Genomic DNA, 15,930 nt, shown 5'->3' on the forward strand with positions numbered 1-15,930 from the left:
CGCTCCTGATCTACGCGTCGTCGCCGGGGCTGGCGGCCACCTTGACCGTGGTCTTGGGCGGGTCGACGATGAACGTCACGAGGCGCTCCTTGGCCTCGAACTCCTGCCGGTAGATCACGGCGGAGCGCTTGTACTTGAACGGGCCCACGCGCACCCGGTGCCAGAGGCCGCGGCCCTTGACGTACGCCGGCTCGACGTACGCCTTGTGCCCGCGCCGGCGCAGGGCCGCCGCGAAGTTCTCGGCGTCGGTGGGGTCCTTGAACGAGCTCACCTGGAGCTGGTAGTTGCCAGGCCCTCCCCGCTCGGTCTCGGGCCCCTCCTCGCGCGACACGTGGCGAGCCATCGCGGTGAGCGTGTCGTTCGGGGCGACCTCACCTCCGGAACGCCCGAGCACGTGCTGCGCCGGCAGCGGGACCACGGGCAGCCGGTCCGCCGCAGGCGGCGGGGCGGGCTCCGCGGCGGGCGCCTCGGCGGAGGCGGCCGCCTTGGCCGCCCGCGGATCGCGCACGGCCTCGAGCGCGGTCGTCGGGTGCTCCGCGTCCGAGAGGACCGCGGGGAAGGTCACGTCCTCCCCGATCGTGGCAGGGCGCGGGGCCGGCTTCACGCCGGCCGGGTGGGCGCGCGCGACCAGATCGCCGAGCGGATCGGCGGTGACCGGCCGCTCGCGGTGCGGGGCGCGCAGGAGCGCCACCGCCGCGAAGACGATGCACGCCCCGCCGAGCGAGGCCAGCACCAGCGCGCCCGCGCGCGACGGGCGAGCCCCGGGATCCTCTTCCTGGATCTCCTCGAGGTTCCGCACAGCCCCGGTGTCCATGCTCTCGCCCTTGCTGCGCCTCATGCGTCCTCCTCGCCCCGTCTACCCTGCCCGTCCGGTGACCCACAACTTTCGTGTGCTACTTTATCCTACATCTTCCGGAGAAGTCCGGTCGCGCAACGAGCGCTCTCGGGTGAGCGCGCGCTTCGGCGTCGGCGGGGCCGGGCAGCCTCGCATGCGCGGCGCGCGCGGAGAAAGTTCTCGGCTGACGCCGGGCGCGCGCTGGGGCCGGCCGATCTCCGCGGGCTTCGTCCGCGGTGAGCCGTCCCGCGGCGCTGCCGTGACTCAAGGGGGCCGATCGGGTCACGAGGCGGCAGGAGGCGTTCGGTCATTCCCAGCGGAGCCCCACGATCATGGTGATGCGCGCCGGCGCGCTCGCGCCCCCGCGACGGCTGGGCGTTGTCGCCTATGCGAGCGACGAGGCGCTCGTGGAGGGCCTCCGCGCGAGGCATCCTGCCGCGCTCTCCGCCTTCCACGAGCGCTTCTCCGGGCACGTGCTCCGCGTCCTCGGCCGCCTGCTCGGCGGCAGCCGCGACCTCTCCGACGCGCATCACGACGCCTTCGTCCGCGCGCTGTCCTCCCTCGACACCCTGCGCGATCCGGCGGCGCTGAAGGCGTGGATCACCTCGGTCGCCGTGTTCACGGCGCGGACCTGCATCCAGCGGCGCGCGCGCAGGAAATGGCTCCTGTTCTTCGCCCCCGACGAGCTCCCACCCCTCGTGGAGCCCCCGTACGAAGGTGAGGCCCGCGAGGCGCTGCGCGCGACCTACCGCGCGCTGGAGCGGCTCCCGGCCGACGAGCGCATCGCATTCGCGCTGCGGCGCATCGAGGGCATGGATCTCCAGGAGGTCGCCGGCGCGTGCGGCGTCTCGCTCGCGACCATCAAGCGAAGGCTGGCCCGCGCGGAGGCCAGCTTCCTCGAGGCGGCGCGGGACCAACCCGCCCTCGCGGAGTGGCTGAAGGGAGGCGCGTCATGAGCGATCGCCCCTCGCTCGATCGCCTCCGTGAGCTCCGCCGGGCCCAGGATGAAGAGCTCGCGGCGCAGGATCTCGACAGTGCGCGCCGGCGGTTCCTGGAGATCGCGGCCGGCGGATCCTCCCGTCCCGGGGCTGCGCGCCTCGGCCCCCCGCGTCCTCGGTGGATCGCGCCCGCGGCCCTCGTGGCGCTGGCGGGGGTCTGTGCGGCGCTGGTCCTCGTGCTGCTCCCGTCCTCGCGGTCGCTCTCGTTCGCGGTCGGCTCGGCGCAAGGTCAGGTCGGGGCGTGGATCGCCGCCAGCGCGGATGCACCTCTGGCGGTCGCCTTCTCGGACGGCACGTCCCTGGCGCTGGACGCGAACGCCCGGGCGCGCGTGGTGGCCGCCGACGCACATGGCGCGCGCGTGCTGCTGGAAGGCGGCCGGCTCACGGCGACGGTGACCCACACCGCGACGAGCGCGTGGAGCTTCGACGTCGGCCCGTTCGACGTGCTGGTCACCGGCACGCGCTTCGAGCTGAGCTGGTCCCCGGCGAGCGAGCGGCTCAAGCTGGTGCTGCGGGAAGGATCGGTCGCCGTGTCGGGGCCGCTCGTGGGCGGGCGGCGCGCCGTCGCTGCGGGAGAGACGCTCGAGGTCTTCTGCAAAGAGCAGCGCTTCGAGCTCACGCGCGGGGAGCTGCGCGCCGCCGCCCTGCCACCGCCGCCTCCCGCGCCCATCGCTCCGGCGGCTTCCGAGCCGGCCCCCGCAGCGGCCGGCGCCGGCGAACGAGCGATGGTCGAGAAGGCCACGGACGCCTCCCCGCGCCGGCCGAGCTGGCGCGATCTCGTGGCCAGCGACAGGTACCAGGAGGCCATGACGGCGGCCGAAGCCGAGGGCTTCGACGGGCTCGTCGCCCGCGCGAGCGCGGCGGATCTGCTGGCGCTCGCGGACGTCGCGCGCTTCTCCGGGAAGCCGGATCGCGCCGCGGCGGCGCTCACCGCGGCGCGGCGCCGGTTCGCGGGCTCGGGCGAGGCGGCGAAGGCCGCCTTCCACCTCGGCCGGATGGCGTTCGACCAGCGGCGATCGTACGCCGAGGCCGAGCGCTGGTTCCTCGTGTACCTCGAAGAGCAACCGGGCGGATCCTTTGCGCAGGAGGCGCTCGGGAGGGTCATCGAATGCCGGGCGCTGATGGGCTCGGCCAGCGAGGCCCGTGAGGCCGCACGCCGCTACCTGGCGCGTTATCCGGCGGGGCCCCACGCCGCGCACGCCAGGGATCTCCTCGAGGGGGAGTGAATGCCGTCTCGAAGGCCGGCTCGCGCGGCGCACGGCGGAGCCTGGGCGCTCGGGCTCTGCCTCCTCATCGCACCCGAAGCGCGCGCGGCGCCGCCGGAGCCACCGCCGGAGCCTCCACGCCCGAAGGTCGTCCTGATCGCCGATCGCCGGTCCGACCCCATCATGGCCCGGGTCTATGCCGAGCTCGCCACGCTCGGATTCACCGTGGTTGTCGTGAGGGGCGGCGCCGAGCCGCCCTCCCAGGGGCCGATCGAGACGAGCGCGCGCGAGGCCGGAGCGGCGGCGGAGATCCGGGTGACGGAGGTGCCAGGTGGCGTCGAGGTCTCGATCGCCCATGGTGCGACGGATCAATCGGTCCACAGCGCCGTGATGGCCGATGATCCAGCCACGGTCGCGGTTCGCGCGGTGGAGCTCCTGCGCGCGAGCCTCCTGGATGTGCGCTCGCCCCGTCCGTCGCAGGGCGAGGTCGAAGCCGATCCCGAGGCTCGCGCCGTCGTCGACATGCAAGAGCCACCGCCGGCCAGGCCCGCGCCCGTCGCCGCCGCGCGCCCGCGAGCCGACGGCGCCTCCCGCGTGCCCCCTTCCCCGGCCGCAAGGCCAGGCGCAACCCGAAGAGCACCGATGACGTTCGGCGTCGGGGCGGCGCCAGCGATCCTGTGGAGCGCAGGCGGCGTGCCTGCCACCCCGATGGTGGACGTGTCCGGGTACGCGATGATCTGGTCTCGTCTGGGGCTCTCCACCTTCGTCCAGATCCCGCTCGCCAGCGCGAGCCGTGAAGGCAAAGAGGGTACGCGGCACACGCGCATAGCGCTCGCCGCCCTGGGGGTGCGCGTCCCGCTCGGCCCCACGGACGCCGCGTGGCTGCCATCGGCCGGCGCAGGGCTCGCCGCCGCCTGGCTGCACGTCGAGGGCGAAGGCCGCTCGCCCCGGTACGCCGGCAGGTCGGAGGACGCGTACGCGGTCGCGACGTACCTGCGCGCAGGGCTCTCGTTTGCGCCGACTCCACACCTGCGGATCAGCGAGCACCTGCTCGCCGGGATCGCGGTGCCGCGCATCGTGCTCGACGCCGCAGGCCGCGCGACGGACGCGTGGGGTCGCCCGTTCCTGGGCGCGTCTCTCGGGGTGGAGGTCGTGTTGCCGTGAGCCGAAATGGGCAGCTTCCGTGACCTCAGCGCAGACCATCTTGACGCCGGGCGCGTCGGCGCGCGGCGTGGAGGACCCAATGAAGATCACGGCTACGAAGCGCTGGGCTCTGGGCTTGTCGGCGGCCTTCGCGTCCGCTCAGGCGGCGTGCGGCGACCGCCATGTCGATCCGATCGTGCAAGTCCACCTGGCGACCACCGTCGAGGGGGCCACCGAAGGGCCGTGGGCTGCCTGCGTTTCCTCCGGGGACGAGGGCAACTTCGCCCTCCCCCACGTCTGTCCGGATCCCGAACCGAGCGGTGAAGAGCGCAGGTGCAGGGTGGCGTACGTCGCCGAGCGACAAGACGATGGATCGACGTGGTGCGATGTGGCGGCGCAATGCAACTACGAGTGCGAAACGGCGGAGGACTGCCCGCGGCCGCCGAGCGGCACCGCCACGCCGGTGTGCAACTCGGTCTGCGAGTTGCCCTGCGACGAGAACACCACGTGCCCGAGCGGCATGGAGTGCTGGCACATGTTCCACGGGCCTGGCCTCCGGGACGAACAGGGCTTCTGCATGTGGAAGTACGAATGTGACTGAAGGTCGAGGTCGACGAACCTGGCCAGTCCACCTCGGTCTGCCCGCGGACCCGCGCGACGACATGCAACCGCGATGACGGCTTCGGTCTCGCGACGAGAGCTTCCCCTCGACGCATCATGCGCCGGCCCCCGCGAGCCGCCGCGGAGGATTCGATCCATCGGCGCGCCACCGACGCGCTATGACTCCGCCTCATGGACCACCCCGACACCCCGGCGCGCCCTCCCGACGCTCGGCCTGCTCTCCGCGGCGCGACGGATCCTGCGGCGCCCCGCGACGGCTCGTCGCAGGCCGGCGCGGCTCGACGGGCCGCGGACGCGGCGCACGGCCAGCACGGCGGCAAGGCCGCGCTCGCCCTGGCCGCGCTGGGGGTCGTCTTCGGCGATATCGGCACGAGCCCGCTCTATGCGCTCAAGGAGTGCGTGAGCGCGACGCACGGCGTCCCGCCGACGCCCGACAACGTCCTCGGGCTGCTCTCGCTCCTCTTCTGGTCGCTGATGATGGTGGTCACGGTCAAGTACGTCACCTTCATCACGCGGGCCGACAACGACGGTGAGGGCGGCATCCTCGCCCTGCTCGCGCTGGTGCCGGAGCGGCTGCGCGCCAGCGGGACGCAGGGCGTCGGGTGGCTCGCCGGGCTCGTGGTGCTCGGCGCCGCGCTCCTCTACGGCGACGGGGTCATCACGCCCGCCATCTCGGTGCTGAGCGCCATGGAGGGGCTCGAGGTGGCGACGAGCGGGCTCAGGCCGTTCGTCGTGCCGCTCACCTGCGCGATCCTCGTCGGGCTCTTCAGCGTGCAGCGCTGGGGGACGGCGCGCGTCGGCAAGGTCTTCGGCCCCATCATGGTCCTCTGGTTCACCGCGCTCGCCGTGCTCGGGCTCGTGTTCATCGCCAGGAACCCGGCGGTGCTCGCCGCCCTGAACCCCGTGTACGCGGCGCGCTTCTTCGCCGCCCACGGTTTCCACGGGGTCGCGATCCTGGGGTCGGTCGTCCTCGTCATCACGGGGGGCGAGGCGCTCTACGCGGACATGGGGCACTTCGGGCGCGGCCCGATCCGGCTCGCCTGGTACGCGATCGCGCTGCCGGCGCTCGTGCTCAACTACTTCGGCCAGGGGGCGCTCCTGCTGCAAGCGCCCGAGGCCGCCGCGAACCCGTTCTTCGCGATGGTGCCGAAGGGTCCCTTCACCTACGCGCTGGTCGCGCTCGCCGCCATGGCCACCGTGATCGCGTCGCAGGCGCTGATCTCGGGCGCCTACTCGCTCACGCACCAGGCGATCCAGCTCGGGTACCTGCCGCGGACCCAGGTGCGCCACACCTCGAGCGAGGCCGCGGGGCAGATCTACATCCCCCTGACGAACTGGGCCCTCGCGGCCGGGTGCCTCGCGCTCGTGCTGATCTTCCAGCAGTCGAGCCGGCTGGCCGCGGCGTACGGCATCGCGGTGACCGGCACGATGGGGATCACGTCGATCGTCTTCTTCGTCGTGATGCGGCACACGTGGCGAGCCCCGCTCGCGAAGGCGCTGCCGCTGCTGATCCTGTTCCTCTCGTTCGATCTGCCGTTCTTCGGGGCCAACCTGATCAAGTTCCTCGACGGCGGGTACGTGCCGGCGGTCATCGCCGCGGTCCTGTTCGCCATGATGGTGATCTGGAAGCGAGGCCGCGCGATCCTCGCCGAGCGCTTCACGCGGGCGGCCCCCTCGGCCTCTGCCTTCGTGCGCGATCTCGACGCGAAGTGCCGCGCGCGGGTCCCCGGCACGGCGGTATTCCTGAGCGCGCGCGCGGGCAAGACACCTTACGCGCTGACGCACCACCTCAAGCACAACAAGGTGCTCCACGAGACGGTGGTGATCTTGACCGTCGTGACGGAGCACGTCCCGCGGGTCGCCGACAGGGATCGCCTCGACGTGACGAGCCTCGACAAGGGTGTTCACCAGGTCGTCATCCGATCGGGCTTCATGCAGTCGACCGACGTGCCGGCCCTCTTGCGGCGGGCCGCGGCGGCGCACGCGCTGCCCATCGATTTCGCGGACGTGGCGTATTACCTCGGCCGCGAGACGATCCTCGCCACCGACAGGGGCCGGATGGGCAGGATCACGGAGACGATCTTCGCGGTGATGGCGCGGAACGCCGGCGCCGTGTCCGACTACTTCAGGCTGCCGCCGGAGCGGGTGGTGGAGATCGGCGTGCAGGTCGACCTGTAGCGGGCGGTGGAGATCGGCGCGCGGCGCGATCGGCCACCTCCGCTGGGCTTTCGCGCGCTCGAGGCGCTATGACTCGGCCCTCATGAAGATCCCGCTCCTGGGCCGTGTCCTTCCCGCGCTCGGCCTGTCGCTCCTCGGCTGCGCGGAAGGGCCGCGGACGCTCACGGTCGAGGTCGTGCCAGGGCACGAGGCGACCGCGTTCCAGGACGACCCGCCTGTCGCCCGGATCGAGGTGACCGCGACGGCGGCCGAGGGAGACGTCACCGTGTCGGCGGCGGCGGCGCCGGGCGGCGAGCTCGATTTCGGCGAGATCCCGGCGGAGCGGGCGTACACGTTCGATGTGCGCGGCCTCGACGCGGGCGGCGCGACCGTGGTGCGGGGGCGCTCCGCGGCGGGCATCTACCTCGCCGCGGTGACGGGCGACGTGCTGCCGCTCTTCGCCCAGCGGACCGGCCGGTGGGCGCGGCCGCCGGGCGAGCTCGCGGCGTCGCGCGTCGGCGCGCCCGGGGCGGCGCTCGCGGAGCGCTACCTGATCCTCACCGGCGGGGCCGCGGCCGGGGGCGCCGCGGCGGGCAGCGTCGACCCGGCGCGGCTCGACGCGTACGACCTCGCCGCGTGGGGCGGGAGCGCCTCCAGCGGCGCGCTCCCGCGGGCGGCGCGGTCGCTCCTGGTGCGGGGAGACCTGCTGCTCACCCTGGACGACGAGGGCGCAAGCTGGACCGACGTCGCGGCGGGGCAGAGCGCCGAGGCGTCGCTGCCCGAGGGGCTCGGCTCGTTCGCGGAGGTGGCGGGCGGCCGGACGGTCGAGGCCTCGGACGGGCGCTCGTTCGTGGTCGGCGCGACGCGCGCGGGCGCGGCCGCGGGGGCGCCGGGCGCGCCTTCGGACAAGGTGCTCGTCGTCGGCGCGGACGGGGCGCTCTCGGTGGCGAAGCTCCGCCATGCGCGGGCCGGCGCCGCGGCCGTGTGGCTGGAGGGGCTGGGCCTTGTCGTCGCGGGCGGGAGCGCGGACGGCGCGGGGCTGGAGGTGCTCGGCGACGGCGCGACCGAGTTCTCGCCGAGGCCGTTTCCGCCGGACGCCTCCGAGGGGGCGGGCGCCGCGGTGACCGGTCCCGGGGAGATCGCGCTCGTCGGCGGGGTCCAGGGCGGCGCCGTGGCGCCGACCCGGCGGCTCGCGCCGGGGTGCGTCGCGAGCGCCGTGACCTGCGAGGCCGTGGAGGTCGAGGGCGCCGCGCTGCCCGCGGCCGTCGGGGACGTCGCCGCGTTCGCGCTGCCCGGCGGGCGCGTCCTCGCGGTGGGCTCCGAGGCGGGCGAGGACGGGCTCACGCGGAGCTTCATCGTCGACGTCGCGGCGGCGCAGGTCGAGGAGCTGCCGCTGCGGGAGCCGCGGCGCGGCGCGGCCGTGGTGCCCGCGCCGAACGGGACGCTCGCCGTGCTCGGCGGGGTCCACGCGGACGGGACGCCGGCGCTGACGATCGAGACGTTCTTCCCGGAGTGAGCGGTCCGCCGGAGGCTGTCGACAGCCTCCGGGTTAAGTTTTTTCTCTCCCCGGAGGCTGTCGACAGCCTCCGGGTTAAGTTTTTTCTCTCCCCGGAGGCTGTCGACAGCCTCCGGGTTGAATTCCCTGGGCACGACGCGCGCTGCGCCGGAAGCGGCGCGCCCCGCCCGACCATCGCCCACGGCCTGCTCGGCCGGCCCTGGGCCGCGGTGGCTGACCGTGAGCGGGCTGGCTGCCACCTCGGCGGTCCTTGTTTTTTTGCAGCCATTTCACCGATGGATTTCACCGGGAGATCGGGTGCAGCCCGTTGGCCGTCCGGCGCCTCCGAGAACAGCCGCCGACCGATCGCAAGATCCTCCAAGTCGGCCGGCATGCCGGCGCGTAACTTCCGCGAAGTCGGAAGGAGGACTCATGATCGGTGGTATCAAGCGCGCGCAGGCCAAGGCAGGTTCCGAGGCGGAGTTCGAGACGATCTTCAGGACCCACGCGGCTGCGGTCCGGGCCCAGGAGCCGGGTACGCTCAGCTACGACCTGTTCAGGGACGGCGCGCCCGGGCGCTATGTGGTCCTGGACCGCTATCAAGACGGAGAGGCGCTGGCGGCCCACTGCGGCTCACCCCATGGAGCCGCCTTGTTTCCGCGCATGCGTGCGCTGCTGGAGCGCCTGGAGGTGAGCTACTATCCGGGACACGAGCCCGGGGACACGCGATATACGGCCCTCGCCCTGACGCGCGCTCCCCTGGACACGGCGTTCCGTCTGGCCGCGGACATCCGCCTCCTGCCCTGCTGGGGCACGCGCTTCTGCCAGGAATTGCGACAGGAGGGGGAGCGCTGGATCGTGAGCTCCCCCCAGGGAGAGGTGCGCTTCCGCTACGAGACAGACCCGTCCGCGGGCGTCGTCTGGCACTGCGTGGATCCAGGCAGCGGAGAGCTGCGGATGCCCATGCGCATCGTGCGGCACGGCCCCGGGAGCCTGCTCCTCTTCACCATACAGCGGCCGCCGGCGTGTTCCGAGGCGGCGTTCGGCGAGCAGAGAGAATGGGTAGATCAGGAGCTGACTCAGCTGCGAGATCTGGTCGAGGGGTCTTAGAGACTACTTGGACCGAGCTGACGAGCGCGCTTGGACCGAGCTGACGAGCGCGCTTGGACCGAGCTGGCGAACGCGCTTAAACCAGGCTGGCGAGCGCGCTTGGACCGAGCTGGCGAGCGCGCTTGGACCGAGCTGGCGAGCCCGCCGGCGCACTGCCGTAGGTCTTCCACGGTCGGGGCCAGGAACCCATGGATCGCAGGAAGCCCCCTGCTGGGAGCGTCGGCTCGAGCTGCGGTAAATCCCGGCCTCGACCGAGCGGTTCCCTCCGTCCGGTGCCCTGGCTGACCGTTTCACGTATAGTATCTCAGCTCGCCATGCTCCGCCGCACTGTCGTCCTCTCGGATCTGCACCTCGGCCCCGCCGGCCCCCTCGCCACCTTCCGTGACGATCGAGCGCTCGCTGGCCTCCTCGACCGCCTCGGTGCGCCCGCCGAACCGTCCACGGAGATCGTCCTCGCCGGCGACGTCTTCGACTTCCTCCAGATCCCTGGCTACGACGGCTTCCGCGCGGAGCTCGCCGCCGACCGCCTCACGACGATCCTCGAAGGCCCGCGGACCGCTCCTGTGATCGCGGCCCTCCGGCGCTTCGCCGCACGAGCGGACAGCGGCATCAGCCTCCTCGCCGGCAATCACGATCCCGAGACCCTCCTGCCGGACGTGCGCGCCGGGTTCGAGAAGGCCATCGGCCGCGAAGGCTCGGTCCGCTACCCGGACGATGCGCCGCTCGCTGCGGGCCTCGGCGACCGCTGGCCCGTGTGGGGCCACGCGGTCGGCAACGACGCGGGCTCGGTGTGGATCGTCCATGGCGACCGCTGGGATCCGCACAACGCCGTGCACCGCGACGCGCTCCGCCACGCCGTCGCCGCGGGCCGTCCGGTCGAGCTGCCCGTCGGCTCGCAGCTCGTCTACCGCGTGCTCAACACGTTGCAGCCGGAGAACCGCTGGATCCCCGAGCTCAAGCCGGAGCTCCCCGTCGTCTTCCCCCTGCTGCTCTACCTCGACCCGCGCGTGACGCTCCCCTTTCTCCAGGAGCACTGGGGCCTCAGCGAGCGGCTCCTGTCCGGCTTCGTCGACGGGCGCCTGCGTCTGGGCCCGCTCATGGGTCCTGAGGCCGGCGCGGCCCCGCCGCCGGCAGACGACGTGCCCCAGGTCCTCTCCGCGCTGCTCGCCGAGGGCTTGCTCGGCGAGGCCCCGGACGATCCCGGCGCGCAGCTCGCGGATCTCCGCACTCACCTCCGCAACGGCGCCGCCCCGGCGGCGGGCGGCATGCTCGCCGCGCACGGAGGCGTGGGTCGTGCGCTGCTTCGCGCGTGGCTCATCGGGATCCGCGGTCTGCTCCGGTGGTCCCCTGCGTCGCTGGAGGCGGACGATGGCGTGCTGGAGCCCGCGCGCCGGTGGCTCCCCGAAGGCCTCATCGCGCTCGTCGCCGGGCACACGCACGGACCCCGCCGCAGCGCCGCCGGCTCGCCCGCCTACTTCAACACCGGCACCTGGATCCCCGTCGGGCGCCTGCCGGAGCACGAGATGACGCGCTCCATCGACGAGATCGAGGCGGGGCGCTGGGAAGCCGACGCGCCGCGCACGTGGGTGATGATCACCTGCGACGATGGGCCTCCGCAGGTCGCGCTCTGGCGCTGCGACAAGGACGGCACGCCATCACCTGTCGACGCGGCGCCGCATGCTTGAGGCCGAGATCCGGATCGAGGCCTCGGGCCCGTCGTGGCGCGTGGAGCTCGACGGTCCTGTAGGCCGCCGCAGCAAGGCCGTGCCGCCGCTCGTGGACGCCGACCTCGCCGCCGTGGAGGATCTCATCCCCGCCGCCCGCACCTGGACGGGCCTGGTGCAGCGGCTGCCTCCGAACCCGGGCGCGCCGTGGCGCGTCGGGCTCCGCGCGATCGAGCAGATCGGGCGCCTGATCCGCGATCGCCTCTTCGGCTGGGACGGCGCGTCCGCCTGGCTCCTGCAGATGGAGAAGAAGGCGCGCGATCAGGGCAGGCTGCTCCGGTTCGTGATCGATCTGGACGAGAGCGCGCCTGGACTTGGCGATATCCCGCTGGAGATCGCCTTCGACGGCACTGCCTTTCTCTTCAAGAACCGCCGCTTCCCGGCCGTGCGCTGCGACCCCAGCCTCCCGTGGGTCTCCGGCGTGGGGCTCGCCCCAGGCGACCGGTTGCTCGTCGTCACGGCGCACGAGGACCAGCGCTCGCCCACGAGCGACGAGCTGCGCACCCATGCGCAGGCCGTCCAGGAGGCCGCGGCGCGCGCCGGGCTCCGCACCGACTGGATCGAGGACGCCACGCCGGAGGCCCTCGAGCAGGCGCTCACCGCGCGCGGCGCGCCGCCGGTGGATGCCCTCTACGTCGCCTGCCACGGCCGCGAGGATCACGATCACCGCGGCCGGCTGGCGCTCCGTGGCGGCGACGTCACAGGCACCCAGCTCGCCGAGTGGCTGGCCGACCACGCCTCGCGGGTGCGCCCGGTGAAGGCGTCGATCCTCTGCGCCTGCTCCTCGGCCAGCCCGGGCGCGGACCCGGGCAATATCGGCATGGCTCACTGGCTCCTCCGGCGCGGCCAGGTGCTCGCGACCATGGGCTACCGGGCGCCCGTGCAGGTGGTCTGGGCGCTGTCGTTCACGGAGCGGATGTTCGAGGCGCTGGCGGACGGCGCCTCGCTCGAGGAGGCGTTCGCGGAGGCGCGCGCGAGGCAGCCCAACGAGGAGCCGCAATGGCCGTTGCCGCTCCTGTTCGCGCGCCGGTGGGAGGGCGGGCCGGCCTCGGTCCGGCTCGAAGCGATGGCCTTCACGCGCGAAGCGAAGGCGCCGATCACGTCGCGCCTGCCGCCTCGCGCTCCGCGGCCGTACTTCACGGCGCGCGAGGAGGAGCTGCGCCAGCTCGAGACCTGGCTGCGCGCGCCGGGCCGGGCGGTGATCACCGCGGTGACCGGCGAGGGCGGGATCGGCAAGACCGAGCTCGCCACGTGCCTGGCTCACCGCGCCGCGAAGGCGGATCTGCCCGTGCTCTGGCTGGAGCGCCCGGACCGGGATCTCCGCGTCTCGGCCATCGTGCTGCTCGAGGCGGTCGATCCGGCGTTCCGCGCCAGCCCCGAGATGTCCACGGAGCAGCTGCTCGCGCGCGCCCGCGAGCAGCTCCGGCCGCACCATGGCCTCCTCGTGCTGGACGACGTGACCAGCGGCCGCGACGCGAACCTGCTGGTGCCGGGCGGCGGGTGGAACGTGCTGCTGACGACGCGGAGCTCTGGCCTGCTCGCGGGCGTGGCGGAGATCGCGCTGGAGCCGCTGGAGACGCGAGATGCGGTGCGGCTGCTCTCGCGGGTGGCGTGGGGCGAAGAAATGCCGCCCGAGGGCGAAGCCGAGGCGGCGGGGGCGCTGGTGGAGCGGCTCGGGCGGCTGCCGCTCGCGATCGAGGTGGCCGGCGGGACGCTGCGCGGCGAGGCGCTGAGCGCGACGGCCTACCTCGAGGACCTGCGGGGGCGCGTGGGGTCCGCGGCGACGGACATGGCGCACGTCGAGGCGGTGAGCACGCGATCGCTGGAGGCGCTCGGTGACGATGCGCGGCGGACGCTGCAAGCGCTGGCGGTGCTGCCGGCGCCGGGGGCACGGCTGGAGATGCTAGCGACAGCGCTCGAGGAGCTGGAGCCAGCGGTTGCACGGCGGGTGGACCGTTTGGTGCGGCGGCACCTGGCAAGCTTCTCGCCGGAGACGGGGCGGTACCGGCTGCACCCGCTGATGCGCGAGGCGATGCGCGCAGAGGCGAGGTCCGACGCAGCGCGGTGGGATGGGCTCCTGCGAGGGGCTGCGACGGCGATGGGGATGGTTGCGGCGGGGCTGGATCCGAACGTGATGGGTTCCGTCGAGCGAGTGCTCGATCGATGGCGGGCGGAGCGCGATCTGTTCGATGGGATCGAGCTCGAGGCGTGGGCGGACGGGGAGCACGGCGCGGACACGCTCGCCTGGGCGGTTGCGTTCGTGGACCAGTTCCGGCAGTTCGATTGGACAGTGGGAGCCCGGCGACAGGTTCTCGATACCGCCGACGGGATGGCGGCCTTCGGCGCAAATCAAGTGCGTGCCTTGGTTCTCCGAAGGCGCGGCGACCTGCGGCGTTTTCAAGCCGACCTTGCCGGCGCGGCCCACGATCTCCAGCGCGCTCTGGAGCTCTTCGAGGCCATCGAGGACCGGCCCGGACAGGCCAACGTCCTCCTAGCGCGCGGCGACCTGCGGCGCTTTCAGGCCAACGTCGCCGGCGCAGCGGGCGACTACCAGCGCGCTCTGGAGCTCTTCGCGGCCGTCGAGGACCGGCTCGGACAGGCCAACGTCCTCAAGGCGCGCGGCGACCTGCGGCGCTTTCAGGCCAACCTCGCCGGCGCAGCCGACGACTACCAGCGCGCTCTGGAGCTCTTCGCGGCCGTTGAGAACCGGCTTGGACTGGCCAATGTCCTTAAAGCGCGCGGCGACCTGCGGTGCTTTCAAGCCGACCTCGCCAGCGCAGCCGACGACTACCAGCGCGCTCTGGAGCTCTTCGCGGCCATCGAGAACCGGCTTGGACAGGCCAACGCCCTCCAAGCGCGCGGCGACCTGCGGTGCTTTCAAGCCGATCTCGCCGGCGCAGCCGACGACTACCAGCGCGCTCTGGAGCTCTTCGCGGCCGTCGAGGACCGGCTCGGACAGGCCAACGTCCTCAAGGCGCGCGGCGACCTGCGGCGCTTTCAGGCCGACCTCGCCGACGCAGCCGACGACTACCGGCGCGCTCTGGAACTCTTCGCGGCCACTGAGGACCGGCTCGGACAGGCCAACGTCCTCCTAGCGCGCGGCGACCTGCGCTGCAGGCAGGCCGACCTCGCCGACGCAGCCGACGACTACCAGCACGCGCTGGACCTCTTCGAGGCCGCCGAGGACCGGTTCGGACAGGCCAACGTCCTCAAGGCGCGTGGCGACCTGCGTTGCAGGCAGGACAACCTCGCCGGCGCAGCCGACGACTACCAGCACGCTCTGGACCTCTTCGAGTCCGGCAAGTCCCGGCTCGGACAGGCCAACGTCCTCCTAGCGCGCGGCGACCTGCGGCGCAGTCAGGACGACTTCGCTGGTGCAGCCGACGACTACCAGCGCGCTCTGGACCTCTTCGAGTCCGGCAAGTCCCGGCTCGGACAGGCCAACGTCCTCCTAGCGCGCGGCGACCTGCGGCGCAGGCAGGCCGATCTCGCGAGCGCTGCGCACGACTACCAGCGCGCTCTGGAACTCTTCGCGGCCATCGAGGACCGGCTCGGACAGGCCAACGTCCTCCTAGCGCGCGGCAACATGTCCAGGGAACAGGGCGACATCGAGGCTGCGCTGCCGCTCTACATGCGAGCGCTTCAGCTATACGAGCTCGTCGGGGATGCTGTCGGGTTCTCCAACGTCCTCGCAGAAATTGCCCGCATACACGCCTTGTCGGACCGCCCGGAGGAGGCGCGCGCTTCTGCCGAACAGGCGCTGCCCCTCGCTGAGCGTGCCCAGAACAACTACGCCATGCAGCTCGCCAGCGCCGTCCTCGCGCACCTCTCGGACCAGCAAGGTTGACGCCACGATACGGACGGGAGCCCTGCGGAGAGCACGCCCATCCCGATGGCCAGAACCTCGACGTCGAGTAGGTCGTGCCAGCTGAGACGAGGCCGGCGAAGCGGATATCCTAGCTCATGCTTCTCCGGTGAGTGTGCACCTCATCGCGAACAGTCCATCAGCGTCCGTGCCGACCATTCTCCTCCGCCTGCCTTATCGCGTTCGCCAGGTCGACGCGCTCCCTATTCGCGTCCAATTTGGCCTCGATCCCGGCATGCTCGACGCGCACGTCGATCCACGCGAACTCACCTTGAATGGCCTCCACCTCGTACCCAGGCACGCCGGTGACCTGCCCGAGCGTGTGCGGCGCCGCCAAGCCTCGCCGCTCCCGGGTCGACCGCGCCGCGGCAACCAGGCCTGGCGCGATCTCCAGCGCGTCGCGGATGCGCATCGCTTCCGCAGCCGAGGTGCAGAAGATCGCGAGTCGGCTGCCCGACTCCCACGTCAGGATGAGGCCGTGCCGCTTCATCCTCGCGAGGTAGACGGCCGCCGCGAGCGCGCAGGCGCCGACGACCGAGGGCCCCAGCCACAACGCGCCGAGCAGCGCTGCCGCGATCGCCGCTGCGAGACCGGCGAGCATGCGACGCGGAGCTTCCGGAACTTCCGCCTCGCGACCGCCGTCGTGTGGAAACGATCGGTCGTCAACGCGAATCTTCGTCGCCGTGATGACGACGGCGCTGCGCTCGAACGCCAGGTCATCGCGGACCCTGTGCGGACTCGGCACGACTCACACCCATTCTAACCGGTGCGAGACCA

Annotated in this window: 11 protein-coding genes; 9 read left to right on the forward strand and 2 right to left on the reverse strand. The window is 72.8% G+C overall.

The genetic code is table 11. The features are described 5' to 3' along the window. Positions 1-10 precede the first annotated feature (10 nt). A complete protein-coding gene (locus tag WMF22_RS20325; protein WP_437300703.1) occupies positions 11-838 on the reverse strand; it encodes an SPOR domain-containing protein in 828 nt (275 codons plus the stop codon). Positions 839-1,167: 329 nt separating this feature from the next. On the opposite strand from WMF22_RS20325, the gene WMF22_RS20330 reads away from it, so the two are divergent. The 9 genes from WMF22_RS20330 (at position 1,168) to WMF22_RS20370 (ending at position 15,135) form a co-directional block, all read left to right on the forward strand. Beyond that, a complete protein-coding gene (locus WMF22_RS20330; RefSeq protein ID WP_437300704.1) occupies positions 1,168-1,791 on the forward strand; it encodes an RNA polymerase sigma factor in 624 nt (207 codons plus the stop codon). Further along, positions 1,788-3,059 (forward strand): tetratricopeptide repeat protein, encoded by a 1,272-nt coding sequence (locus WMF22_RS20335; protein ID WP_437300705.1) that lies wholly within the window; start codon positions 1,788-1,790, stop codon positions 3,057-3,059. Before WMF22_RS20330 ends, WMF22_RS20335 begins: the two co-directional genes overlap by 4 nt. Next, a complete protein-coding gene (locus tag WMF22_RS20340) occupies positions 3,060-4,202 on the forward strand; it encodes a hypothetical protein (protein WP_437300706.1) in 1,143 nt (380 codons plus the stop codon). Positions 4,203-4,281: 79 nt separating this feature from the next. Further along, entirely contained in the window at positions 4,282-4,782 is a 501-nt protein-coding gene (locus WMF22_RS20345) for a hypothetical protein (protein ID WP_437300707.1), read from the forward strand. Positions 4,783-4,973: 191 nt separating this feature from the next. Continuing rightward, the gene (locus tag WMF22_RS20350) at positions 4,974-6,980 is read left to right on the forward strand and encodes a potassium transporter Kup (protein ID WP_437300708.1); all 2,007 of its coding nucleotides are present in this window, start codon (positions 4,974-4,976) and stop codon (positions 6,978-6,980) included. An 82-nt stretch (positions 6,981-7,062) separates the two neighbouring features. Then, positions 7,063-8,475: a hypothetical protein gene (locus tag WMF22_RS20355; RefSeq protein ID WP_437300709.1), complete on the forward strand. Its 1,413-nt coding sequence runs from the start codon at positions 7,063-7,065 to the stop codon at positions 8,473-8,475. Positions 8,476-8,886: 411 nt separating this feature from the next. Next, positions 8,887-9,564 carry a putative quinol monooxygenase gene (locus WMF22_RS20360; RefSeq protein ID WP_437300710.1) on the forward strand — a complete coding sequence of 226 codons (678 nt, stop codon included), beginning with the start codon at positions 8,887-8,889 and terminating at the stop codon, positions 9,562-9,564. 314 nt (positions 9,565-9,878) lie between these two features. After that, positions 9,879-11,249, forward strand: a complete 1,371-nt coding sequence (locus WMF22_RS20365; protein WP_438036759.1) for a metallophosphoesterase — start codon at positions 9,879-9,881, stop codon at positions 11,247-11,249. Continuing rightward, entirely contained in the window at positions 11,242-15,135 is a 3,894-nt protein-coding gene (locus WMF22_RS20370; RefSeq protein WP_438036760.1) for a tetratricopeptide repeat protein, read from the forward strand. The genes WMF22_RS20365 and WMF22_RS20370 overlap by 8 nt, the downstream gene beginning before the upstream one ends. Before the next feature lie 157 nt (positions 15,136-15,292). Here the strand turns inward: WMF22_RS20370 and WMF22_RS20375 are convergent, their stop codons facing one another. Beyond that, positions 15,293-15,898 (reverse strand): DUF6232 family protein, encoded by a 606-nt coding sequence (locus WMF22_RS20375; RefSeq protein WP_438036761.1) that lies wholly within the window; start codon positions 15,896-15,898, stop codon positions 15,293-15,295. Between the last annotated feature and the right edge of the window lie 32 nt (positions 15,899-15,930).

It is taken from the genome of Sorangium sp. So ce204, from assembly GCF_051526795.1.
Lineage (GTDB): Bacteria > Myxococcota_A > Polyangia > Polyangiales > Polyangiaceae > Sorangium > Sorangium cellulosum_B.

Bases quoted from the DNA above. Each gene is read 5' to 3' on its own strand.
- WMF22_RS20345 (WP_437300707.1), top strand. From the start codon at position 4,282: ATGAAGATCACGGCTACGAAGCGCTGGGCTCTGGGCTTGTCGGCGGCC.
- WMF22_RS20340 (WP_437300706.1), top strand. From the start codon at position 3,060: ATGCCGTCTCGAAGGCCGGCTCGCGCGGCGCACGGCGGAGCCTGGGCG.
- WMF22_RS20370 (WP_438036760.1), top strand. From the start codon at position 11,242: ATGCTTGAGGCCGAGATCCGGATCGAGGCCTCGGGCCCGTCGTGGCGC.
- WMF22_RS20360 (WP_437300710.1), top strand. From the start codon at position 8,887: ATGATCGGTGGTATCAAGCGCGCGCAGGCCAAGGCAGGTTCCGAGGCG.
- WMF22_RS20350 (WP_437300708.1), top strand. From the start codon at position 4,974: ATGGACCACCCCGACACCCCGGCGCGCCCTCCCGACGCTCGGCCTGCT.
- WMF22_RS20325 (WP_437300703.1), bottom strand. From the start codon at position 838: ATGAGGCGCAGCAAGGGCGAGAGCATGGACACCGGGGCTGTGCGGAAC.
- WMF22_RS20365 (WP_438036759.1), top strand. From the start codon at position 9,879: ATGCTCCGCCGCACTGTCGTCCTCTCGGATCTGCACCTCGGCCCCGCC.
- WMF22_RS20330 (WP_437300704.1), top strand. From the start codon at position 1,168: ATGGTGATGCGCGCCGGCGCGCTCGCGCCCCCGCGACGGCTGGGCGTT.
- WMF22_RS20355 (WP_437300709.1), top strand. From the start codon at position 7,063: ATGAAGATCCCGCTCCTGGGCCGTGTCCTTCCCGCGCTCGGCCTGTCG.
- WMF22_RS20335 (WP_437300705.1), top strand. From the start codon at position 1,788: ATGAGCGATCGCCCCTCGCTCGATCGCCTCCGTGAGCTCCGCCGGGCC.